This window comes from Klebsiella sp. 2019SCSN059, assembly GCF_021739525.1.
Classification (GTDB): Bacteria; Pseudomonadota; Gammaproteobacteria; order Enterobacterales; family Enterobacteriaceae; genus Klebsiella; species Klebsiella quasipneumoniae.
Genome location: NZ_JAKKOM010000002.1, coordinates 222,078 through 243,893, shown reverse-complemented (window position 1 = coordinate 243,893; position 21,816 = coordinate 222,078). Strand labels below are relative to the sequence as shown.

The 21,816-nt window shown below is 57.0% G+C and carries 23 protein-coding genes; 13 read left to right on the top strand and 10 right to left on the bottom strand.

What is annotated here, in order from left to right; translation table 11 throughout:
- Positions 1–71 precede the first annotated feature (71 nt).
- Positions 72–1,499 carry a MocR-like transcription factor YczR gene (gene yczR / locus L2I46_RS03835; RefSeq protein WP_032453861.1) on the bottom strand — a complete coding sequence of 476 codons (1,428 nt, stop codon included), beginning with the start codon at positions 1,497–1,499 and terminating at the stop codon, positions 72–74.
- Between the two features lie 88 nt (positions 1,500–1,587).
- On the opposite strand from yczR, the gene yczE reads away from it, so the two are divergent.
- A complete protein-coding gene (yczE, locus tag L2I46_RS03830) occupies positions 1,588–2,202 on the top strand; it encodes a membrane protein YczE (RefSeq protein ID WP_032453862.1) in 615 nt (204 codons plus the stop codon).
- Between the two features lie 44 nt (positions 2,203–2,246).
- Here the strand turns inward: yczE and L2I46_RS03825 are convergent, their stop codons facing one another.
- Positions 2,247–3,077 (bottom strand): nickel/cobalt efflux protein RcnA, encoded by an 831-nt coding sequence (locus L2I46_RS03825; RefSeq protein WP_236947558.1) that lies wholly within the window; start codon positions 3,075–3,077, stop codon positions 2,247–2,249.
- A gap of 164 nt (positions 3,078–3,241) precedes the next feature.
- Between L2I46_RS03825 and L2I46_RS03820 the strand changes: the two genes are divergently transcribed.
- Positions 3,242–3,514, top strand: coding sequence for a metal-sensing transcriptional repressor (locus L2I46_RS03820; RefSeq protein ID WP_004204767.1), 273 nt, complete (start codon positions 3,242–3,244; stop codon positions 3,512–3,514).
- Between the two features lie 62 nt (positions 3,515–3,576).
- Here the strand turns inward: L2I46_RS03820 and L2I46_RS03815 are convergent, their stop codons facing one another.
- Positions 3,577–5,136 (bottom strand): EAL domain-containing protein, encoded by a 1,560-nt coding sequence (locus L2I46_RS03815; RefSeq protein ID WP_032453864.1) that lies wholly within the window; start codon positions 5,134–5,136, stop codon positions 3,577–3,579.
- Between the two features lie 235 nt (positions 5,137–5,371).
- The gene (locus tag L2I46_RS03810) at positions 5,372–6,481 is read right to left on the bottom strand and encodes an ABC transporter ATP-binding protein (RefSeq protein ID WP_023288632.1); all 1,110 of its coding nucleotides are present in this window, start codon (positions 6,479–6,481) and stop codon (positions 5,372–5,374) included.
- A gap of 354 nt (positions 6,482–6,835) precedes the next feature.
- Between L2I46_RS03810 and L2I46_RS03805 the strand changes: the two genes are divergently transcribed.
- The 6 genes from L2I46_RS03805 to L2I46_RS03780 all read left to right on the top strand — a co-directional run bounded on the left by L2I46_RS03805 (position 6,836) and on the right by L2I46_RS03780 (position 13,975).
- Positions 6,836–8,068 carry a maltodextrin ABC transporter substrate-binding protein gene (locus L2I46_RS03805; RefSeq protein ID WP_017898899.1) on the top strand — a complete coding sequence of 411 codons (1,233 nt, stop codon included), beginning with the start codon at positions 6,836–6,838 and terminating at the stop codon, positions 8,066–8,068.
- 62 nt (positions 8,069–8,130) lie between these two features.
- Positions 8,131–9,438, top strand: coding sequence for a carbohydrate ABC transporter permease (locus tag L2I46_RS03800; RefSeq protein WP_032453927.1), 1,308 nt, complete (start codon positions 8,131–8,133; stop codon positions 9,436–9,438).
- Positions 9,439–9,448: 10 nt separating this feature from the next.
- On the top strand, positions 9,449–10,300 hold the full coding sequence (locus L2I46_RS03795; protein WP_004204761.1) for a sugar ABC transporter permease: 852 nt from the start codon (positions 9,449–9,451) through the stop codon (positions 10,298–10,300).
- A 4-nt stretch (positions 10,301–10,304) separates the two neighbouring features.
- The gene (locus L2I46_RS03790) at positions 10,305–11,507 is read left to right on the top strand and encodes a glycoside hydrolase family 53 protein (protein WP_032453928.1); all 1,203 of its coding nucleotides are present in this window, start codon (positions 10,305–10,307) and stop codon (positions 11,505–11,507) included.
- A gap of 30 nt (positions 11,508–11,537) precedes the next feature.
- Complete coding sequence (locus L2I46_RS03785; RefSeq protein ID WP_236947557.1) at positions 11,538–13,595, top strand: beta-galactosidase; 2,058 nt, start codon at positions 11,538–11,540, stop codon at positions 13,593–13,595.
- Positions 13,596–13,660: 65 nt separating this feature from the next.
- Positions 13,661–13,975, top strand: coding sequence for a glucose PTS transporter subunit EIIB (locus L2I46_RS03780; RefSeq protein WP_023288637.1), 315 nt, complete (start codon positions 13,661–13,663; stop codon positions 13,973–13,975).
- Positions 13,976–14,111: 136 nt separating this feature from the next.
- On the opposite strand, the gene L2I46_RS03775 is transcribed toward L2I46_RS03780, so the two are convergent.
- On the bottom strand, positions 14,112–15,383 hold the full coding sequence (locus L2I46_RS03775; protein ID WP_023288638.1) for a maltoporin: 1,272 nt from the start codon (positions 15,381–15,383) through the stop codon (positions 14,112–14,114).
- A gap of 270 nt (positions 15,384–15,653) precedes the next feature.
- Here L2I46_RS03775 and L2I46_RS03770 point away from each other — a divergent pair, with 270 nt between their 5' ends.
- From L2I46_RS03770 to ykgO, 3 genes are all read left to right on the top strand, one after another.
- Positions 15,654–16,724: a LacI family DNA-binding transcriptional regulator gene (locus L2I46_RS03770; RefSeq protein ID WP_023288639.1), complete on the top strand. Its 1,071-nt coding sequence runs from the start codon at positions 15,654–15,656 to the stop codon at positions 16,722–16,724.
- 116 nt (positions 16,725–16,840) lie between these two features.
- Complete coding sequence (locus L2I46_RS03765; RefSeq protein ID WP_004204754.1) at positions 16,841–17,104, top strand: type B 50S ribosomal protein L31; 264 nt, start codon at positions 16,841–16,843, stop codon at positions 17,102–17,104.
- On the top strand, positions 17,104–17,244 hold the full coding sequence (gene ykgO / locus L2I46_RS03760; protein WP_002892018.1) for a type B 50S ribosomal protein L36: 141 nt from the start codon (positions 17,104–17,106) through the stop codon (positions 17,242–17,244). The genes L2I46_RS03765 and ykgO overlap by 1 nt, the downstream gene beginning before the upstream one ends.
- On the opposite strand, the gene L2I46_RS03755 is transcribed toward ykgO, so the two are convergent.
- Complete coding sequence (locus tag L2I46_RS03755; RefSeq protein WP_032453932.1) at positions 17,241–17,939, bottom strand: GNAT family N-acetyltransferase; 699 nt, start codon at positions 17,937–17,939, stop codon at positions 17,241–17,243. The two genes, ykgO and L2I46_RS03755, sit on opposite strands and share 4 nt — an antisense overlap.
- A gap of 100 nt (positions 17,940–18,039) precedes the next feature.
- Between L2I46_RS03755 and pdxR the strand changes: the two genes are divergently transcribed.
- On the top strand, positions 18,040–19,497 hold the full coding sequence (gene pdxR, locus L2I46_RS03750; protein WP_236947556.1) for a MocR-like pyridoxine biosynthesis transcription factor PdxR: 1,458 nt from the start codon (positions 18,040–18,042) through the stop codon (positions 19,495–19,497).
- Here pdxR and L2I46_RS03745 read toward each other — a convergent pair.
- Positions 19,466–19,936: a YlaC family protein gene (locus L2I46_RS03745; protein ID WP_023288642.1), complete on the bottom strand. Its 471-nt coding sequence runs from the start codon at positions 19,934–19,936 to the stop codon at positions 19,466–19,468. The genes pdxR and L2I46_RS03745 overlap by 32 nt on opposite strands.
- A gap of 33 nt (positions 19,937–19,969) precedes the next feature.
- On the opposite strand from L2I46_RS03745, the gene L2I46_RS03740 reads away from it, so the two are divergent.
- On the top strand, positions 19,970–20,101 hold the full coding sequence (locus L2I46_RS03740; protein WP_032428629.1) for a hypothetical protein: 132 nt from the start codon (positions 19,970–19,972) through the stop codon (positions 20,099–20,101).
- Here the strand turns inward: L2I46_RS03740 and maa are convergent.
- From maa to tomB, 3 genes are all read right to left on the bottom strand, one after another.
- A complete protein-coding gene (gene maa / locus L2I46_RS03735) occupies positions 20,073–20,639 on the bottom strand; it encodes a maltose O-acetyltransferase (protein ID WP_023288643.1) in 567 nt (188 codons plus the stop codon). The two genes, L2I46_RS03740 and maa, sit on opposite strands and share 29 nt — an antisense overlap.
- A 158-nt stretch (positions 20,640–20,797) precedes the next feature.
- The gene (locus tag L2I46_RS03730) at positions 20,798–21,016 is read right to left on the bottom strand and encodes an HHA domain-containing protein (protein WP_002892050.1); all 219 of its coding nucleotides are present in this window, start codon (positions 21,014–21,016) and stop codon (positions 20,798–20,800) included.
- A gap of 26 nt (positions 21,017–21,042) precedes the next feature.
- Positions 21,043–21,417, bottom strand: a complete 375-nt coding sequence (tomB, locus tag L2I46_RS03725) for an Hha toxicity modulator TomB (RefSeq protein ID WP_002892066.1) — start codon at positions 21,415–21,417, stop codon at positions 21,043–21,045.
- Positions 21,418–21,816: the final 399 nt, after the last annotated feature.

The following is a 21,816-nucleotide window of genomic DNA, read 5'->3' as shown; positions in this document are numbered from 1 at the left end:
TATAAAAACATCTCATATACCTCATGGATGACGGACTTTTGACGGGCTGAAGCCAGCCCGTCGATATTTTCTTATATTATTTTCCGCAAACGCGTATTTTCCCGCTGTTCTGCAAGGCTATGCCACAATGGTTGTAGCGTGGAGAAGGCCTGGCGCAATGCTTCGTCCGGCAAGGTAAACGGCAGACGTAAATAGCGATCGAACGCGCCCTCCAGACCAAACCGCGTCCCGGTGCCGATATGGATCCCCTGGCTTTCCGCCCGCGCAGAGAACAGGGTGGCCAGCATGTCAGGGAGTTCCACCCAAAAAGAGAGTCCGCCTTCCGGTGGCGTAAAGCGCCAGCGGGGAAAATACTCTTTCATCAGCACTTCGCACATGTCCCGGCGCGCCTGCAGCATCTCCCGTCGCGGCGGTAGCAGCGTGGCGGCGTTTGCCAGCAGCCAGCTGCAGGCCAACTGCTCCAGCAGCGGCGTACCCAGGTCCAGAGAGTCGCGGGCCTGAATCAGCGAGGCGATCGTTCGCGCGCTGGCGCGGATCCAGCCGATGCGCAGTCCCCCCCAGAAACTTTTCCCGGCCGAACCGATAGTGATCACCGCGGCGTCGGGATTAAAGCAGGCCAGCGGCGGCGGGGGCGGGGCGTTATACCAGAGGTCGACCATGGTCTCATCGATCACCAGCGTTGTTCGCGTCCTGGCCGCGATGTCCGCGACCCGCTGGCGGGTAGGGGCATCCATACAGCGCCCGGTAGGGTTGTGAAAATCCGGCATCAGCCATGCCAGACGCGGCGCGGTCTGCGCAATGGTCGCCGCTAATCCATCGCAGTCCCATCCCTGCTGGGGGAGTGCGACCCCGACGGGCCGGCAGGAGGCGCCCTGAATGGCGCTGATGGCCATTGGATAGGTCGGGGCGTCAATGACCACCCGGTCACCGGGGCCGGTGAACAGACGCAGGATCAGCGCGAAGGCGCTGAGCGCGCCGTTGACCACCATCACTTCATCGGGCCGCGTCGGCAGGCCACGTTCGCTGTATCGCCGGGCAATCGCTTCCCGCAGCACCGGGAGCCCCTGCTGATCGTAGCCGGTCTGGGTGAGATAGGGCGGCAGCAGGGTCATGGCGTGCTGGAAGGCCTGATGGACCTCCGGACCGGCGCTGAGGGCAGCGGTAGAGAGATTGATCGTCGAGGGGGTCGCAGAGGGCGGCGGCAGATCGGCAGGGCGTTCCGGCAGGACAATGCGCGACCCGCTCCCCTGGCGGCTATGGAGAAACCCCTCCTCCCGCAGCTGGCCGAGGGCGCTGGCGATGGTCGTCCGGCTGACGTTGAGGGCTGCCGCCAGCTCGCGCTCGCCGGGCAGGCGCGTCTGTAGCGTCAGACGGCCATCGAGGATCAGCAGGCGGAGCGCTTCCGCCAGCTGGCGCCATAGCGGTGTGCGGGAACTGGACTCCTGCCAGTTGCCAAGCAGGCGTACCAGGGACTGTGTTCCAAAGCGTCGGGCTGACATAGCGATCCACTTTTCCAAAACTGGCCATTAATTATCAGTCCATTTTTGCTGATGATGAGGGCATTCGCAATGATGTTGAGGAAAAAATATGCTTCGTCGCCTGCTGCAGTTATATATCGGTCTGGTGCTCTACGGCGTGTCCACGGCGCTCTTCGTGCATGCTAATCTCGGCGCCGATCCGTGGGACGTTTTTCATCTTGGGGTGGCTAAACAGCTGGGGATCAGTTTCGGGACCGTGATTATCCTGACCGGCGCCGCGGTGCTGCTGCTATGGATCCCGATTCGGCAGATGCCGGGGCTCGGCACGGTGAGTAATGTTATCGTGCTGGGGCTGGCGGCGGACGCCACGCTGGCCGTCCTGCCTCCGCTGGAGTCGCTGGTGGCGCGCAGTGCGCTGCTGGTGGTGGCGATTGTGATGAACGCTATCGCCACCGGGATGTACATTGGCGCGGGCTTTGGCCCGGGTCCGCGCGATGGCCTGATGACCGGCCTGCACGCTCGCACCGGCTGGTCATTGCGCGGTATCCGTACGGCGATCGAGCTCTCCGTGCTGCTGATTGGCTGTCTGCTGGGGGGCAAGTTTGGCGTCGGAACCGTCATTTACGCGCTGTCGATTGGGCCGCTGATCCAGCTGTGCCTGCCGTGGTTCAGCCAGCCCGTCCGCCGCCGGGCAGTCAGCACTCCCCGGGAGAGCGTCTCCTGAAGGGAACCCGCGCCCTCGTCGTCAAGAAGAGGGCGCATTGTGGTTTACAGGCCGCTCAGGCCATGAAGCATCATGTAGATCCCTACCACAATAATCAGTAAGCCTGAGATCCAGGGCGCTTTGCGCGAGATGTCGTTAAGCCACGGCCAGCGGCGGGTGGCATGTTTCATGCTCAGGGCGGCGATAGCCCCGGAAGCCACCAGCGTCAGCGCCAGACCGACGCTAAAGCCCAGTACCAGCGTGGCGCCCAGCGAGAATTTCTTCAGCTGTAAACAGATAAGCAGTACGGTAATGGACGCCGGGCAGGGGATCAGCCCGCCGGTCAGGCCAAACATCACAATCTGCCCGGTCGTCACCTGGCGGCCATCGAAGCGCCGGTTAATCTCCTGAGCATGGGCCCGCTGATGCGCGTCCTGCCACTCCTCCGCCACCAGCGGCGCGCCAGGGGAGTGAGAATGATGGTGGTCATGATGTTCATGATGATGATGGTCATGGTCGTGCCCGTGCTGAGGATGATGGTGGTGGGCGTGGGGCCGCGATTCGCGCCAGGTGCGCCAGAGCATCCAGCAGGCAATCAACACAATGACAATCCCCGAGATCAGCTGAAACCAGGGCTCAGAAGTCTGGGCGTTCCAGCCGCGGCCAAACCACAGGCCGGCCATGGCGATCAGCCAGACCACCGCGGTATGCGAGACCGTCGCCGCCAGCCCTAACAGAACCGCCTGCTTTAAGGTTCCCCGTACCGCCACGATAAAGGCGGCCATCATCGTTTTTGAGTGGCCGGGTTCGAGGCCGTGCAGCGCGCCGAGCAGTATCGCGCTGGGAATAAACAGCCAGGCATTGCCCTGCTGCAGAAGGGAAGTGAAATCGTTCATATCGGGATCCTTGCCAAAAGTGGCTCTATGCTACTCCCCCCCAGTAGTAAAATACTACCCCCCAGTAGAAAAAGAGGCTGATAAAAGGGATCATGCTATGCTGGCAAGCGTTGCCGGCGTCGAAGGTCGGGCAATGACGGCAGAATAAAACGGTGGATCGCGCAATGTCACACACAGTGAGAGACAAAAAGAAGTTACTGACCCGGCTGAAGAAAATTCAGGGGCAGAGTACCGCATTAGAGAAAATGCTTAATCGCGAGCATGAGTGCGCTGAGGTGCTACAGCAGCTGGCGGCGATCCGCGGCGCGGTCAATGGCATGATGCTGCAGGTTATCCAGGGGCATTTGACCGACCATGTGGTGAAAGAGCCAGATGAGACGCAGCGTGAAGCGGATCTGGAGACGGTGATGCAGGTGATTAAATCCTATCTGAAGTAGCCTCCGGCAGAGGGCGGCGAAGAGGCTGCGCCCGCTGACCTTCTGCGCAGGCTGCCTGCCGCTTAATGCGCATGGAGATTATCTTCCGCCCACTGAATAAATGACTCTTTTGGCAGCGCTTTGCTGTACAGCCACCCCTGGGCGTACTGAACGCCATGCTGTCGCAGCCAGTCGCGCTGGCTTTCGGTTTCCACCCCTTCGGCGACGGTGGTCAGATTGAGCGCCTTGGCCATTTCAATAATGTGCGGCGTCAGCGGCCGGTACTCGAGGGTATCGACAAAGGATTTATCGATTTTCAGCGTGTCGACGTCCAGTTTTTGCAGATAGCTCAGACTGGAGTAGCCGGTACCGAAATCGTCAATCGAGATCCGATGGCCAGCCTGACGGTAGTGAGCGATCACCGGCATGGTGGTCTCCGGGTCGACAAACCCGCGCTCGGTGATCTCAAGGATGATCTGTTCGGCGGCGATCCCCCAGTGCTGCAGCTGATCGTGTAACAGCATGGGCAGGGTGGGAGAGCGTAAGTCATCCACCGACAGGTTGATGGAGATATGCACTTCCGGCCGCTGCCTCAGCCAGGGGCCCAGATCGGCGAAAATTTTCCTGACGATATCTTCCGTCAGCTGGGTGATCAGTCCGGTCTGCTCGGCCAGGGGAATAAAGATATCCGGCGATAAATAGGTACCGTCGGGTTGCTGCCAGCGCGCCAGCGCTTCGGCTCCGGCGATTTTCCCGTCCTGCAATGAAATAATCGGCTGATAGTGAACCTGAATCGCTTGGGAATGGAGGGCGTCCAGCATACTGTTACGCGGTGAACGCAGGTGTCTCAGCAGGCGCAGCAGCAGCCAGGTGGCAAGCAGGCTGGTGAAGATGCCGGCCGGGAGCCAGAAGATCAACTGCTGCCGTATGTGCTGCTGCAGGGGCAGGGTGGATGACCAGGTCACAATGCCGGATCCCAGCTCGGGAATGCGCTGGATCCGGTAGACCGTATTATCCAGGGTAAGCATATTCAGGTGCGGGTCTTTAATCCGTTGCCAGGCCTTCGCCGGCAGCGGCTGGCTGCTGATCACCATTTTCAGATGGTCCAAACCAAACAGCATGCTATGGATCTTCTCCTCGCTGACGGGCGCCACATCAATGAAGGAGATGGGATCGATCATTACCATATGCTGCTGGCTGGCCATGGCCGTCATCTGGTGATTGAGGCCAAGATCGTTAATCGAGGTCAGCCAGGTGCGATAGCCGTCGGAGGCAATGTGGTCCGGTGGCGGGAAAGTCACCGCGACGCTATGGTCTTCCAGGGAGGAGCATTGCGGCACGGAATCCTGCAGCCAGAGCACTTCCTGAACGTAGCGGTGGGTATAGGCGATCCGGCGGAGGGTGAGCAGATGTTCAGGGCTACAGGACGAGGCTGTATGTGCATCGGCCTCCCGCAGCGCTTCCCGGGCCTGATCGGCGACCTGCAGCGTGCGGACGACGATGCGGTTGGAATAATCATCCAGTTCACGATAGAACTGCATTTTGGCCTGCCGCGCCGCCTGCCAGATGCTGAGCGAGATGGGCAGGATGATGGCCAGTATCAGCACCCCTGTAAACAGCGCCATCAGATGCCGGGTCCTCATGCCTGTGTCCTTATCGTTCGCCGGGTGTCATCAGTATATGCGAAAGATAAACCGGGCGCAGTGGGAGAAATCGCGCTGTGCGGGGAAAAAAACCGGCATCACAATAGCCTGCGATGCCGGGAGAGAAGGATGATTCCGATGCAGCAGAATAAAAATGAGGGTGTGAATGCCGGGCAGGATGTATTCCGGCATTCAGTCGCAGCATACGCTGCGCAGATGACAGCAATATGTTGGCTTAGTGCGCGTCTGGCGCCGTGATATCGGCGCTGATGCGCAGATCGTTCTCATCAAACACCATGCAGAAGCGGTCATCGAAGGCCAGATTAATCTTCTGCCACGGGCGGAAATGGACGTCGCCGGGCAGCAGAACCTTGACGTTATCGTGACCATAGCACTGGCCGAACAGGTAGGTATTGTTGCCCAGACGTTCCACCACTTCACATTGAAACTCCACCACGGTACCGGTGGAGACTTCAGGCGTGAGGTGCTCTGGCCGGATCCCCAGCGTTACCGCGGCGCCGGGGTTAAGCGGTTGGGTGGCAACGTTCAGGGTGAGCTGATGGTCCTGGGCGAGGGTGACCGTTAAACGCTCTGGCTGCCAGTCGCTGACGGTGGCGGGTAAAAAGTTCATCTTTGGCGAGCCGATAAAACCGGCGACGAATTTGTTGACCGGATTGTAGTAAAGCGCCATCGGCGAACCCATTTGTTCAACCTTTCCGTAGTTCATGACCACGATTTTATCAGCGAGAGTCATCGCCTCCACCTGATCGTGCGTGACATACACCATGGTGGTCTTCAGCTCCTGGTGCAGGCGGGCAATATGCAGGCGCATATCGACGCGCAGTTCCGCGTCGAGGTTAGAAAGCGGCTCATCGAACATAAACACCCGGGGATTACGCACGATAGCGCGGCCAATGGCCACGCGCTGCCGCTGGCCGCCGGAGAGCTGCTTCGGTTTACGGTCCAGCAGGTGAGAGAGCTGCAGCGTTTTGGCCACCATTTCCACCTGGCGACGGATCTCCGCTTTCGGCACTTTATTCACCTTCAGCCCGTAGCCCATATTCTCCGCCACCGTCATGTGCGGGTAGAGCGCATAGGACTGAAAAACCATCGCCACGCCGCGGCGGGCGGGGACCACATCGTTCATCACCTCATCGCCGATCAGCACCTCCCCGTCGCTAACCTCTTCCAGCCCGGCAATCATACGTAACAGCGTCGATTTTCCACAGCCGGAAGGGCCGACGAAGACCGCAAACTCGCCATCTTCAATATCGAGATTGACCTGGTGCAGCGTCACCGTGCTGCCGAACCTTTTGGTGACATTCCTCAGTCGTATATTGGACATCCACATTCCCCGAAGTGAGTAGCCGTTGTTTGCCGTTGGCGTGTCGCTGAGTTGAGTGAAATTGTATTACGTGTAACAAAACAGCGTGACGATATTCAACAGCGCTAAAATCATGTCCTGACTATAACTTCCGCGGATTTTGCGCCATACAGCGGCGTTTCATTTCTGCAAGGATGATCACACAACTGGCAGCTTATGGTAGTTTTATCCCTAATCAAAGCGTAGCGTATAACAAAAGCGAATCAGCGTCTGTTTTCTATGTAACAACGCAGTTTGAAATGATTTTTTTTCTAGCTGACAGACGTAATTCAAATAAAAACCATTAAATTGTTATACCTTCACATGAGGTTGATAATGAAAAAGAACACGCTTGCTGCACTGATCCTTACCACCCTCGCGGCGGGGCAACTTACCAGCCTGCAGGCGCATGCCGCCGGGCAGCTCAACGTTTGGGAAGACATTAAAAAATCCACTGGCATCAAAACCGCGGTCAGCGATTTTGAGAAGCAGTACAACGTGAAGGTCAATCTGCAGGAGATGCCTTATGCCCAGCAGCTGGAAAAGCTGCGCCTCGACGGCCCGGCGGGCATTGGGCCGGACGTGCTGGTGATCCCGAATGACCAGCTCGGCGGCGCCGTCGTTCAGGGGCTTCTCTCGCCGCTCAACGTCGAGCAGGCGAAACAGGATGCCTTTACGCCAGCCTCTATCAATGCCTTCCGCATGGACAACGCGCTGTACGGCATCCCGAAAGCGGTGGAAACCCTGGTGCTTATCTACAACAAGGACCTGATCGACAAGCCGCTGGACAGCCTGCAGGCCTGGCTGGACTACTCGAAGACCCAGCGCGAGCAGAACAAATACGGCCTGCTGGCGAAGTTTGATCAGATCTACTACAGCTGGGGAGCCATTGGCCCGATGGGCGGCTATATCTTCGCGAAGAACGACGGCGGCGGTTTCAACCCGCAGCAGGTGGGGCTCAATACTCCCGGCGCTGTGGAAGCCGTGACCTTCCTGAAAAAATTCTATGCCGAGAAGGCTTTCCCTGCAGGGATCCTCGGCGATAACGGGCTGAACGCCATTGATTCGCTGTTTACCGAGAAAAAAGCGGCGGCGGTGATCAACGGCCCCTGGGCCTTCCAGCCGTATGAAGCCGCCGGTATCAACTATGGCGTGGTGCCGCTGCCGACCCTGCCGGACGGCAAGCCGATGAGCTCCTTCCTCGGCGTTAAGGGCTACGTGGTATCGACCTGGAGTAAAGACAAGGCGCTGGCGCAACAGTTTATCGAGTTCATCAACCAGCCGCAGTATGTAAAAGCCCGCTATGTCGCCACCGGCGAAATCCCGCCGCTGAAGGCGATGATTGACGACCCGGTGATTAAAAATGACGAAAAGGCCAGCGCCGTCGCCGTACAGTCGGCGCGGGCGATGGCCATGCCGGGCATTCCGGAGATGGGGGAAGTGTGGGGGCCGGCTAATGCCGCGCTTGAACTGAGCCTCACCGGCAAGCAGGCGCCGCAGGCCGCGCTCGATAACGCGGTGAAACAGATCAAGATGCAGATCGAAGCGATGCAGGCCAGCAATCAGTAATTTACCGTCACGTGAAGTCACCGAGCGGGAGGGGGACCTCCCGTTTGTAGAAGGAGTCGAGTGTGAGCATCCATTCCAGCGAAAATTATAGCGACGCGCGCGGGCCCGGGCGCCATGCGTGGTGCGGCCTGCTGCTGGCAATCGTGCCGGGTTTCGGTCAGTTTTATCATCGCCAGTGGCTGAAGGGGCTGGTCTTCCTGGTGTTGTTGAGCAGCTTTCTGGGTATTTTTTATGACTTCCTGCGCGAGGGGCTGTGGGGGCTCTATACCCTGGGTGAAGAGGTGCCCCGGGATAACTCTATCTTCCTGTTAGCGGAGGGGATTATCAGCGCGCTGATCGTCGCTTTTGGCGTGCTGATCTATTTTCTCTCGCTGCGGGACGCGTGGCTGAACGGCAAAAAACGCGATGAGGGGGTCGCGCTGAACAGCGTGCGTAAGCAGTACCAGATGCTGCTGAGCGATGGCTTCCCGTACCTGATGATCACGCCAGGCTTTATTCTGCTGGTCTTTGTGGTGATCTTTCCCATTCTGTTTGGTTTCGCCATCGCCTTCACCAACTATAACCTGTACCACACGCCGCCGGCGAAGCTGGTGGACTGGGTGGGCCTGAAAAACTTCGTCAATATTTTCACCCTCTCCATCTGGCGCTCCACCTTCCTGGATGTGCTGCAGTGGACCGTGGTGTGGACGCTGCTGGCGACCACCCTGCAGTGTACGGTGGGCGTGCTGTTGGCGATTCTGGTGAACCAAAAAGATCTGCGCTTTAAGCCGCTGATCCGCACTATCTTTATTTTGCCGTGGGCGGTGCCGGGGTTTGTCACCATCCTCGTCTTTGCCGGGATGTTCAATGACTCCTTCGGGGTGATTAACAACGCGATCCTGTCATTCTTCGGCATCAGTCCAAAGGCATGGCTGACCGACCCGTTCTGGACCAAAACCGCGCTGATCATGATGCAGACCTGGCTTGGCTTCCCGTTTGTCTTTGCCATGACCACCGGCGTGCTGCAGGCGATCCCGGACGATCTGTATGAAGCGGCGACGATGGACGGCGCCAGCGCCTTTACCCGCCTGCGCACCATCACCCTGCCGCTGGTGCTGTACGCGATCGCGCCGATCATCATCACCCAGTACACCTTCAACTTTAATAATTTCAACATCATTTATCTGTTTAACAACGGCGGCCCTGCAGTGGCGGGATCTAACGCCGGCGGGACGGATATTCTGGTGTCGTGGATCTATAAGCTGACGATGTCCTCGTCGCAGTACGCCATCGCGGCGACCATCACTATCCTGCTGTCGATCTTCGTCGTCGGCCTGGCGCTGTGGCAGTTCCGCGCCACCAAATCCTTCAAAAATGACGACATGGCGTAAGGGAAGCAACATGGCTCAATCACCCAGTATTAAACGCGAAAAGTGGATCCGACTCTCTCTCACCTGGCTGGTGGTTATCCTGGTCTCGGTGGTGATTATCTATCCGCTGGTCTGGACCGTCGGGGCGTCGCTGAACGCCGGCAATAGCCTGCTGAGTACCTCGATCATTCCGGAAAATCTGTCGTTCCAGCACTATGCCGATCTGTTCAATGGCAATGTGAATTACCTTACCTGGTACTGGAACTCGATGAAAATCAGCTTCCTGACCATGGTGCTGACCCTGATTAGCGTCAGCTTTACCGCCTACGCCTTCTCCCGCTTCCGCTTTAAAGGGCGGCAGAACGGGCTGATGCTGTTCCTGCTGCTGCAGATGATCCCGCAGTTTTCCGCGCTGATTGCCATCTTTGTGCTGTCGCAACTGCTTGGCCTGATTAACAGCCATCTGGCGCTGGTGCTGATCTACGTCGGGGGAATGATCCCGATGAACACCTGGCTGATGAAGGGGTATCTCGACGCGATCCCCAAAGATCTGGATGAGTCCGCCCGCATGGACGGCGCCAGCAGCTTTCGCATCTTTATCGAGATCATCATGCCGTTGTCGAGGCCGATCCTCGCGGTGGTGGCGCTGTTCTCCTTCACCGGCCCGCTGGGGGATTTCATCCTCTCCAGCACCATCCTGCGTACCCCGGATAAATACACCCTGCCTATCGGTCTGTATAACCTGGTGGCGCAAAAAATGGGGGCCAGCTACACCACCTACGCGGCGGGGGCGGTGCTGATTGCCGTGCCGGTCGCGATCCTCTATCTGGCGTTACAAAAATACTTCGTCTCCGGCCTGACCTCGGGCAGTACTAAAGGATAAGCACATGAAAAGATTTACACCCGCATGGCTTGCGGTTTGTCTGGCATGCAGTTTTTCCCCCCCTTCGCTGGCGGCGGACGCGCTTGAAACCCGCGCCTTTCAGGGCATGCCGGCGGACTTTATTAAAGGCGCGGATATCTCCACGCTGCTGGATGCTGAAAAGCACGGGGCGACCTTCTACGACCAGAATAACCGGCGTAAGGATCCGATCGCCATTCTGAAAGAGAACGGCGTCAACTATGTTCGCCTCCGCCTGTGGGTGGATCCGCAATCGGCAAGCGGCGAGGGCTATGGCGGCGGGAATAACGATCTGGCCACGACCCTGGCGCTGGCGAAACGCGCGAAAGCCCAGGGAATGAAGCTGCTGCTCGACTTTCATTACAGCGATTTCTGGACCGATCCCGGCAAGCAGTTCAAACCGAAGGCCTGGGAAAAGATGGATTACCCGCAGCTGAAAACGGCGATTCATGACTATACCCGGGATACCATCGCCCGCTTTAAGCAGGCGGGCGTCCTGCCGGATATGGTGCAGATCGGCAATGAGATCAATGGCGGTATGCTGTGGCCGGAAGGGAAAAGCTGGGGGCAGGGGGGCGGAGAGTTCGACCGGCTGGCTGGTCTGCTGAACGCGGCCATTGATGGCCTGAAGGCGAACCTGCACAACGGCGAGCAGGTGAAAATCATGCTGCATCTGGCTGAAGGGACCAAAAACGATACCTTCCGCTGGTGGTTTGACGAAATAGAGAAACGCCATGTGCCGTATGACGTGATCGGTTTGTCGATGTACACCTACTGGAACGGGCCGATCAGCGCCCTGAAGGCCAATATGGATGACATCAGCAAACGCTATAACAAAGACGTTATTGTCGTCGAGGCGGCCTATGCCTATACCCTGGCCAATTGCGATAACGCGGAAAATAGTTTCCAGGCCAAAGAGGAAAAGGACGGGGGATATCCCGCCAGCGTGCAGGGACAATATCGCTATATCCACGATCTGATGCAGGCGGTCATCGATGTTCCCGACCAGCGCGGCAAAGGGATTTTTTACTGGGAGCCCACGTGGATTGCCGTTCCGGGAAATACCTGGGCCACCCCGGCGGGGATGAAATATATCCATGACGAATGGAAAGAGGGCAATGCGCGTGAAAATCAGGCGCTATTTGATTGCCAGGGAAAAGTATTGCCGTCGGTAAAAGTATTTAATTAATTTTTTGTCGTTCTTTTCAGGAAGTTTATTATGAATAAATTTGCACCTTTACATCCAAAGGTTAATACGCTGCTGCATGGCGCAGATTATAACCCGGAACAATGGGAGAATGACCCCGATATTATTGATAAAGACATTGCCATGATGCAGCAGGCAAAATGTAATGTGATGTCGGTGGGAATATTTAGCTGGGCGAAACTTGAGCCGCGCGAAGGGGTATTTGATTTCGCCTGGCTGGATACTATCCTCGATAAACTGTATGCCGCCGGCATACATGTTTTTCTGGCCACGCCGAGCGGCGCGCGTCCGGCGTGGATGTCACAGCGCTATCCGCAGGTTCTGCGGGTGGGGCGCGATCGGGTGCCAGCCCTGCACGGCGGCCGTCACAACCACTGTATTTCATCGCCGGTGTATCGTGAGAAGACCCTTAAAATCAATACCCTGTTGGCGGAGCGCTATTCTGCGCACCCGGCGGTGCTGGGCTGGCATATTTCCAATGAATATGGCGGCGAATGTCATTGCGAGCGCTGCCAGACTCGCTTTCGCGACTGGCTGAAGGCGCGGTACCAGACCCTGGAGAATCTCAACCAGGCCTGGTGGAGCACTTTCTGGAGCCATACCTACAGCGACTGGTCGCAGATTGAATCGCCTGCGCCGCAGGGCGAGGTGTCGATCCACGGCCTGAATCTGGACTGGCATCGCTTTAATACCGCCCAGGTGACCGATTTCTGCCGCCATGAAATCGCCCCGCTGAAGGCGGCGAATGCCGCCCTGCCGGTGACCACCAACTTTATGGAGTATTTTTACGATTACGACTACTGGCAGCTGGCGGAGGTGCTGGACTTTATCTCCTGGGACAGCTATCCGATGTGGCACCGCGACAAAGACGAAACCGCGCTGGCCTGCTATACCGCGATGTATCACGACATGATGCGCAGCCTGAAGGGCGGCCAGCCGTTTGTGCTGATGGAGTCCACGCCGGGCGCCACCAACTGGCAGCCGACCAGCAAACTGAAGAAACCGGGGATGCATATTCTCTCTTCGCTGCAGGCGGTGGCGCATGGCGCCGACTCGGTGCAGTATTTCCAGTGGCGCAAGAGCCGTGGTTCGGTTGAGAAATTCCACGGCGCGGTGGTCGACCACGTTGGGCATATTGATACCCGCATTGGCCGTGAAGTCAGCCAGCTCGGCGAGATCCTCAGCAAGCTGCCGGCGGTGAGGGGGTGTCGCACCGAGGCGAAAGTGGCGATTATCTTCGACCAGCAGAACCGCTGGGCGCTTGATGACGCCCAGGGGCCGCGCAATCTGGGTATGGAGTATGAGAAGACGGTCAATGAGCACTACCGTCCGTTCTGGGAGCAGGGCATCGCCGTCGATGTGATTGACGCCGACGCTGATTTAACGCCGTACCGGCTGGTGATCGCCCCGATGTTATACATGGTGCGCGACGGCTTTGCCGGGCGGGCGGAGGCGTTCGTCGCCAGCGGCGGCCATCTGGTGACTACCTACTGGACCGGCATCGTCAACGAGTCCGATCTCTGTTATCTCGGCGGCTTCCCGGGCCCGCTGCGCAATCTTCTGGGCATCTGGGCGGAGGAGATCGATTGTCTGAATGACGGCGAGTTTAATCTGGTGCAGGGCCTGGCCGGGAATCAGTGCGGTCTTCAGGGCCCCTATCAGGTGCGCCATCTCTGTGAACTGATCCATACCGAAAGCGCGCAGACGCTGGCCACCTACCGGGATGATTTTTATGCCGGAAGGCCAGCGGTGACGGTGAACGGCTTCGGGAAAGGTAAAGCCTGGCATGTGGCCTCCCGCAACGATTTGGCCTTCCAGTGCGACTTTTTTGCCGCCCTGAGCAAGGAGCTGGCGCTGCCGCGGGCGATCGCGTCGGATTTACCGCCCGGAGTGGTGGCCACCGCGCGCACCGACGGTGAGAGTACGTTTGTCTTCCTGCAGAACTACAGCGCGCAAAGCCATACCCTGAGCCTGCCGCCAGGGTATCGGGATTGCCTGACCGACGCGGCGGTGGCGGACCCGCTGACCCTGTCAGCATGGGATTGCCGTATTCTCCGTCGCCACGCGTAATCCTTTTTCTCCACGCCTGCTCTGCCGAGCAGGCTTTTTTTTTATCTATTACCCTGGAGTTTATGATGGTGAGTTTAAAATCTTTCCTGCACTATTTCTCGCCTGCGCGTCCGGCACAGCCGTTAAGCGAAGCGGAAAAACAGCAAATCGAGGCGCTGATTCAGGCCTTCGGCGGTGAAGCGAATATTACCCAAGTGGACGCCTGTATTACCCGTCTGCGGGTAACGGTTCGTCATCTGGCGGCCGTGGACTCTGACGCATTACAGCAGCAGGGCGCGCTGGGCGTCATTATTCTTGGTCAGCAGGTTCATGCTATTTTCGGTAAGCAGTCCGATGCGCTACGTCAATTGCTGGATGACCATTTTGCCGCGCGGAAATAAATAAAACGGGATAACCTGAAAACAGGTTATCCCGAAAATAAGACAAAGACAGCAGTGGCAATAATGATTACCGGAGGGTAATTAATGACCTTAGCGTTGGAGATATCAATAACGTATTTTTCTTACCAGAGCGATATTACCACCAGGCCTCAACCTGCACGCCGAAATTCCAGGTATTATTCGCCGTCTGGTCTTCAAATGGTTTACCATCTTCGGAATCATTCAGATACGACGCGAAAATACGTAATTCCGGACGTGACATAAAGTCCGGCCCGTCCGCCAGACCCAGCGCAATGGTATATTTCTCACCGGCCTGTTTGTAACTGGTGCCATTGTTGTAGCTGTCTTTCTGATAGAAACCGCCGACTTCGCCAATCAGGCGCACGTAGTCGGTGAACTGATACTGCCCGCGGGCGACCAGCGACAGCATCCGCGTTTTGTCGGTGTAGTCGGTAATATCATCCGCCGAGCCCCAGGTCAGAACGTGGTTGATGGAGAACTTCTCGGTAATGGGGATCAGACCGGTGTTAATCACGCGATAGCCGGTGGCGTCATTCACGTAGTTCCACATATCGTACCAGCCGCCGCCCTGGGAGACCATATTCTGCGCCAGCCCTTTGTTGGCATACTGCAGCACGGTTTTGTTATAGCCGCCCAGCATATCCTGACTGATTTCACCGGTTAGCATCACGCCATTTTCGGCATCGTACAGCCCGCCGTAGCTGTCCTGTTTTTTGGTGGTGTTCGGCATGGCGTAGTCGATGCCGAATTCGGTCCACGACCCGGACCACGGCTTCCATCCCGCATAGCGTAAATCGATATAGTTGATATTGACGTTGCTGTCGCCATCGACGCGATAGTCAACGTCGTTGGCATCGCCGCGGATCCACGCCAGCGAGACGGCGCCCGGGCCAAGGGTGTAGTTTTCCACCCCGGCCCCGGAGCCGGAAATGTTCCAGTATTTGGTATCGATGATGTGCAGATCGTGACGCTGATAGTAACGTTTGCCGCCCCAGATCACCGCATTCGGATCGCCCGGGATCAGCCCTTTGATCTGCAGATTCAGCTGACGTAAGCCGAACTGCGCGTCATCGTTCAACGTGGTTTCATTATCGTTAGAGCCATCGGAGACCATGCTGACCATGCTGTCGAGATAGAAACTGACATCATCTTTTTTGTAGACCTCGGAGCCCAATTCCAGTTCGCCATAGGTATCCGATTCGTTCCCCAACCGGCCCAGCTTGTTCTTTTGCCATTCCGCTTCGCTACCGTCGCCGGAGACCCCAACCCCGGCGCGCAAATAGCCATGAAAATCAACGGTCGGGATCGCAGCGGTAGCCGCAAAGGCGGAAGGGGTGATTAGCGCAGCGGCTAATGCTGTGGAAAGGGCGCGCAGTGTCGTATTCATCTCTATCCTCTTATTGTTTTGTATTACGTTCACATAACTGATGTCATAAAATGCCTAAATGTAACTTCAGGCAAACGAGATATGATTATTGTGTGACTAAGTGCAAATAATAACGCTGTTTTTTGTTGTGATGAGTGAGGTGATTCACAATTGACCTGGTTGTGAACGTAATACTTTTTGTGGTCTAATTTTGCGGTGAGAAGTGGCGGTGAGCGTTTTTTCAAATGGCCCCTGTTACAATCATGGGATAACAACATAAGGAACCGGACCATGAAGTCTAAAAGCGCTACTCTGGAAGACGTCGCACGTCATGCGGGTGTCTCTTACCAGACCGTGTCCAGGGTACTCAACAAATCTGCCAATGTATCCGAAGCGACGCGCCGCAAGGTGGAGAAATCGATAGAGGCTCTACGCTATGTGCCCAACCGGCTGGCGCAGCAGCTGGTGGGGAAGGAGAGCCAGACGGTGGGGCTGGTGACGATTTCGCTGGCCTGGCATGCCCCCTCCCAGGTGGCGGCGGCGGTAAAACGCTATGCCAACCTGGAAGGTTACCAGGTCCTGATTTCGATGATCGATGAGAGCGTCAACCAAAGCATCCAGGATTCCATCAATGAGCTGAAGTCTCAGCGGGTGGATAAGGTCATTATCAACGTGCCGCTGGAGACCGAACAGGCGCAGAAAATCGCCGCTGACAACGATGATATCGTCTGCCTGTTTCTCGATGTTGATCCCTACAGCTCTGTGTTTAACGTTTCGTTTAACCCGGCGGACGGCACCCGGGCCAGCGTCAAATATCTCTACGAGATGGGGCATCGGGAGATCGCGCTGCTGGCGGGGCCGGACAGCTCCGTATCGGCCAAACTGCGGCTGAAAAGCTGGCTGGAGACCCTGGATGGCTACGGTCTGAAGCCGGTGACCGTCCTGCACGGCAACTGGGATGCGCAAAGCGGCTACGCCGGCGCGCTGCAGATGCTGCGTGAAACGCCGAACTTCAGCGCTGTGCTGGTGGGCAATGACCAGATGGCGCTGGGGGTGCTCAGCGCCTTCCATCAGCATCAGGTGGCGGTGCCGGGAGAGAAATCGGTGATTGGCTATGACGATACCTATGAAAGCTCCTTTTTCTATCCGGCATTGAGTACGGTATCGCTGGACCTCGACCTGCAGGGTAAAGAGGCGGTGCGGCGGATCCTCGCCAGTACCAGCGGCGCGGCGCATACCTCATCCATCCTGCCGGCGCGCCTGGTGATTCGCCACTCCAGCGGCGCCAGAGTCGAGCAGGGGAAAGATCTGCAGGCCATCGCGGAGCAACTTCGCGCAATCGCTCACCGTCTGGCGCCCTGAAGCCAAAGGCGAGGAAACTCGCCTCTTTGTTATTACCCCTGCTATAACCATGGTTGATCTTTGTCGTGGAACGGCGTAACTTCATTGTTATGTTATAACATAATGATGAGGTCATCATGAAAGCCCATATCCATCCTCCCTATCGCACGGTGGTGTTTCACGACACCAGCGCCAATGAATATTTTAAAGTTGGCTCAACCATCCGCACCGAACGCGTAATTGAGCTCGACGGTGAGACGTATCCGTATGTGACGATCGATGTCTCATCGAAATCGCATCCTTACTACACCGGCAAACAAAAAACGTTCGCCAGCGAGGGTAGCGCGGCCCGTTTCCGCCAGCGCTTCGGCGGCTTTATTGATGCAAAAAGGAAGGCATGATGCAGGTCGTTAACTCATTACGCAGCGCCAAACAGCGCCACCCGGATTGCCAGCTGGTCAAACGCAAAGGGCGGCTGTACGTGATCTGTAAGAGCAACCCCCGCTTTAAAGCGGTGCAGGGGCGCAAAAAACGTCGTTAACGGAAGCTTTCCAGGGGACGGCGCTGCTGGCCGTCGGCGGTAAAATTGTCGGCGGCCAGCCATTGGCGCATGGCGCTATCCAGCTCCGGCCATTCGCCATCAATCACAGAAAACCAGTCCGTGTCCCGGTTGTGTCCTTTGCTCACCAGCGCCTGACGAAAACGTCCTTCGTACTGAAATCCCAGTCGCCTTGCCGCCCGGCCTGACGGCGTATTGAGGCTATTGCATTTCCATTCATAGCGACGGTAGCCGAGCGTCCCGAAAACATACTGCATCAACAGCCAGTGCGCTTCGGTGGCCATAGCCGTTCGGCTCAGCAACGGAGAGAAATGGACATGCCCCACCTCGACCACGCCGTGGTTGGCATCGATGCGCATTAACGCCAGCGACCCGACCGCCGTCCCGCGCTGCTGGTCAACGACGGCGAAATGGATAGGATCGGTCAGCGTCGCAACCTGCGCCACCCAGGCGCTAAATTCAGCCAGACTGGTTTCCGGTTCGCGCAGCAGCCACGTCCAGCTGCGGGCGTCGGGCGCCAGCTGGTGGGCAGCAAACAGATCGCTGGCGTGGGCGAGGGTGAGCGGTTCGAGCCGACAGCGGCTGCCCTGAAGTACCTGCCGCGTTGGCCAGGGGCGGGGTTGCCAGTCGGGCAGCGCGGCGCCGAGCGCCTGTCCAAACTGATTGTATTCACACATTGCGGTTTCCTTATTGGGGATGTACAGGCAGCGTACGCGCTGGCTGGTTCCATAAAAAGTGCCACCAGAGTATGTTCTTATGGATCCACGAGGAGGTGACATGAACATACCGGACGATGCGTTTTATGGATTGGTGACGCAGGGGATGCGGCAGCGAACGGATGAAACCCTGCAGCGGGCCCTTTACCACACTTTGCGCCATGCCATCCTGCAGGGAACCCTGGCGGCCAGCTGCCGTTTGCCAGGATCGCGCGTGATTGCCGGTCGACTGCATCTGTCGCGCAATACGGTGAATGCCGCACTGGAGCAGCTGACGCTGGAAGGATACCTGACGCGAAGCCGTCAGGGGACGCAGGTTGTGCCGCTCGCCGCCAGCCGCCGGCAGGAGGTAAACGCGCCACCCGTTGTGCTGTCTGAGAGGCTGCAGGGGCTGCCAGCCGCTATGCGCCGTGACTCGCCGGCGCTGCCGTTTACGCCTGGCATGCCGGCGGTGAACTATTTCCCGCTGCCGCTGTGGCGGCGGTTAATGGATAAAGCATTGCGCGACGAGGGCAGCACGCTGCTGGGCTACGGTGAGGCCGCGGGCGATCCCCAACTGCGGGAGGCGATCGCTCGCCATCTGGCGCTCTCCCGGGGTATTCAGTGCGATATCCGGCAGATCGTCATCACCGAGGGGGCGCTGGAAGGGGTCAACTTATGCGCCTCGCTGTTGACCAACCCGGGCGACACCGTGTGGCAGGAAGAGCCGGGATACCTGGGCGCCAGGAGTGGTTTCCAGCGGGCGGGGCTGCAGGTCTGCGGGATGGCCGTCGATCATGAAGGGATGTGTATGGCCAACGGCGCGGCAGAGCCACCCCGGCTGATTTTCACCTCTCCCTCTCATCAGTATCCCCTTGGGAGCGTTATGAGCGCCGCGCGGCGTCTGGCGCTGGTGGAGTATGCCCATCGGCACGGCGCGTGGATTGTGGAGGATGACTACGACAGCGAGTTTCGCCACAGCGGAGAGCCGATCCCGGCGATGCTGGGAATGGTCCCGGATGCCCCGGTGGTCTATCTCGGCACCTTCAGCAAAACCCTTTTTCCGGCGCTGCGTATCGGTTTTATGGTAATGCCGCCCGCGCTGGCGGATGCCGCTCAGGAGGCCATTGGCGCGCTGCTGCGCGGGGGGCACCGCGCTGAACAGCGGGCGCTGGCCAGCTTTATCGAGAAGGGGCACTATGCGCGTCATCTGGCGGCGATGCGTCGTCTGTACCGCAAACGTCAGCAGCTGCTGCGCGAGGCGCTGGCGCAAAAGATCACCGTGCCGTGCGAAGTCCTTGGTGGGGAAGGGGGGCTCCATCTGACGCTGGCCATCGAGGGGATCGACGATCGCGCGATAGCGCAGCAGGCGCGTCAGTTTCAGCTGGCGCCCGCTGCGCTAAGTCATTTCTATCTCGACCCGCGGCGGGGGCGGAGCGGGCTGGTGCTGGGGTATGGCAATACTTCTGCTTCCCGCTATCCGCTGGCGCTGCGGACGCTGAATCGTCTTATTGCGCAGTACCGGCTCGGGTCAGCGTAAAGACATCGTAAAAGGAGAGATCGCCTTTGGTGTCGACCATTTTTTTAAGCTGCGCCTTCTGCTCGCTATCGACGTCCGGCGACTGCAGAATACGGTCGATCAGCTGTCGGGGGACAAAGCGGGTGTTGTACCATTCGCCGTTGTAACACACGCGAAAGTCGAGGACATCGATATCTTCGTAACGATAGCGTGGATAGACGTCAAAGAAGAAAAAAGCGTTGAACAGGATGAACAGCACCACCAACAACCAGACCGAATCCACCAGCGTTTCAGAGCGCAGCATCACCACCAGCGTCGCCAGAAACGCGGCATACATGGCAACAAACAGGCCCGGATGGTTACGGATAAAACTGATGCTAAAACGCGGGCGATTATCGCGTTTTTCCTGCACGTTCAGTTCGTCAATGGTGTGAGTAAGCAGGCGTTGTATTTCTGTCATCTTGGTCCCCGAATTCTGCAATAAGCCTGCCCCGTGCGCCCGGTGGCTCGGGCGTGGCAGGCTCAGCCTGAAGGCTATTTTATGTTGCAGTATTCTGCGGAGAAAGTAACAGATCAGTTACAGAAAAGCATAACAGTTACGCATTTGGCGGCGGAAGGCGCTTGATGATCTGCGCCGGGTTGCCGCCGACAACGGTACTGGCGGGGACGTCTTTAGTGACCACCGCTCCGGACGCGATGACCGCATTATCGCCAATGGTCACCCCGGGATTGATCACCGCCCGACCGCCAATCCACACATTGTGGCCAATGGTCACCGGTTTGCCATATTCCTGGCCGCTGTTTCGGGCCTCAGCATCCAGCGGATGGGTGGCGGTATAGATATGGACGCCCGGGGCCAGCATGCAGTTATCGCCAATATGGATAGGACAGACGTCCAGCATCACGCAGTCAAAATTGGCGTAAAAACCGGCGCCGAGAAAGATATTGTAGCCGTAGTCGCAGCGAAAGCTTGGCTCGATATACGCATCGCCAGCGCGACCGAGCAGCTCGGCGAGAATACGCTGACGTTCTTCCTGCGCATCCGGGGCGGAATGATTGTAACGGTGCAGCAGCTGTCTGGCGCGCAGACGATCGGCGCGTAGCGTTGGGTCGCCAGATAAATAGAGCTCACCGGCGATCATTTTGCGTTTTTCTTCACTCATTGGTCTTCCTTATACCTGACGTTCGATGGCCAAAGCAGTATAAAAAAGAAACCGGTTACAGGTTTGCTGTTGGCTAAATGATGTGATGACTATCACAAAGATACCCTGCTGAGGCTGGCGATTACCGTCCGGTCAGCAGACCGCGTCGGGCGCGGTAATTAGCGGATAAATTTCCAGACGGACGTCGGGATCTTATCGTACAGCTTATTCATGGTCAGTTCAGCCAGACGATGATCGGCGGCTGAGTAAAATACCGCCAGCTCATTATCAGAAAGTTCATATTTGTTTTTTTCAATGACGCGCTCCAGCGTGTCAATTGTCTGGCAACGGCGTAAGCGCATCAAATAGTCTGTTTTAGTTAATGGCTTATCAGACATAATTCCACCTTTTGATTGTAATAATCCTAACACGAAAGACTGGCCGGATTTTCCCGGCTGGCGTTGACAAAACAACGAAATAACCGATTACCGGATTTTTTCCACTTTTGCAAATCCGTAGAGTTAATGCCGTAGTTACTGAACAACGTAAATGTATCGTCCAGATATTCGTCAACCTGAGCGATCAGCTTATTATCCTCAGCGTACTTAATTTTATAATTAAGGGCGAACGTGGCAATGTGCTCGATCAGTTCATTTAACTGGAGATTGACAGCCGATGTCGGGTCGTTGACCCAGCCATGGTTGCTCTCTTCCAGGTTTGCAAGGCAGTCATGATACAGCGTTTCGCAGAGAAAGCGTAGTTGTGCGATATCATGTCTTTTTGGCGAGTATTCGTCCATAACGCATCCCCTTTTGAGTGGTTTAAACGACGACTAACAAACACCGTTGTGGGATGAACACGACTAACTGACCTGACACTAACTGAGTAATCCTGCTGATTTAACTATAATCCACTCTCCAACAGATTTCATCGTGCTATTACGAAAAATTACAATTATCAGAGAGAAATTATCTTAAAAATAGACGAATTAAATTCTCCGACCCGGGCGCGCAGCCTGAAAAATAGAGATGTCTTATCAATCATTGGCTTAAGGCAGGCAGTCGTCGCGTTCAGAAACCGCCGGCCGTGATGATGATATTAGGATTATTCCTGGTAAATGAGCGTAAGAAGATCCTAAGGGCTAAACAGCGTGATAGATATAACCGGGAACATATCAATATATATTAAATGCAGCGCG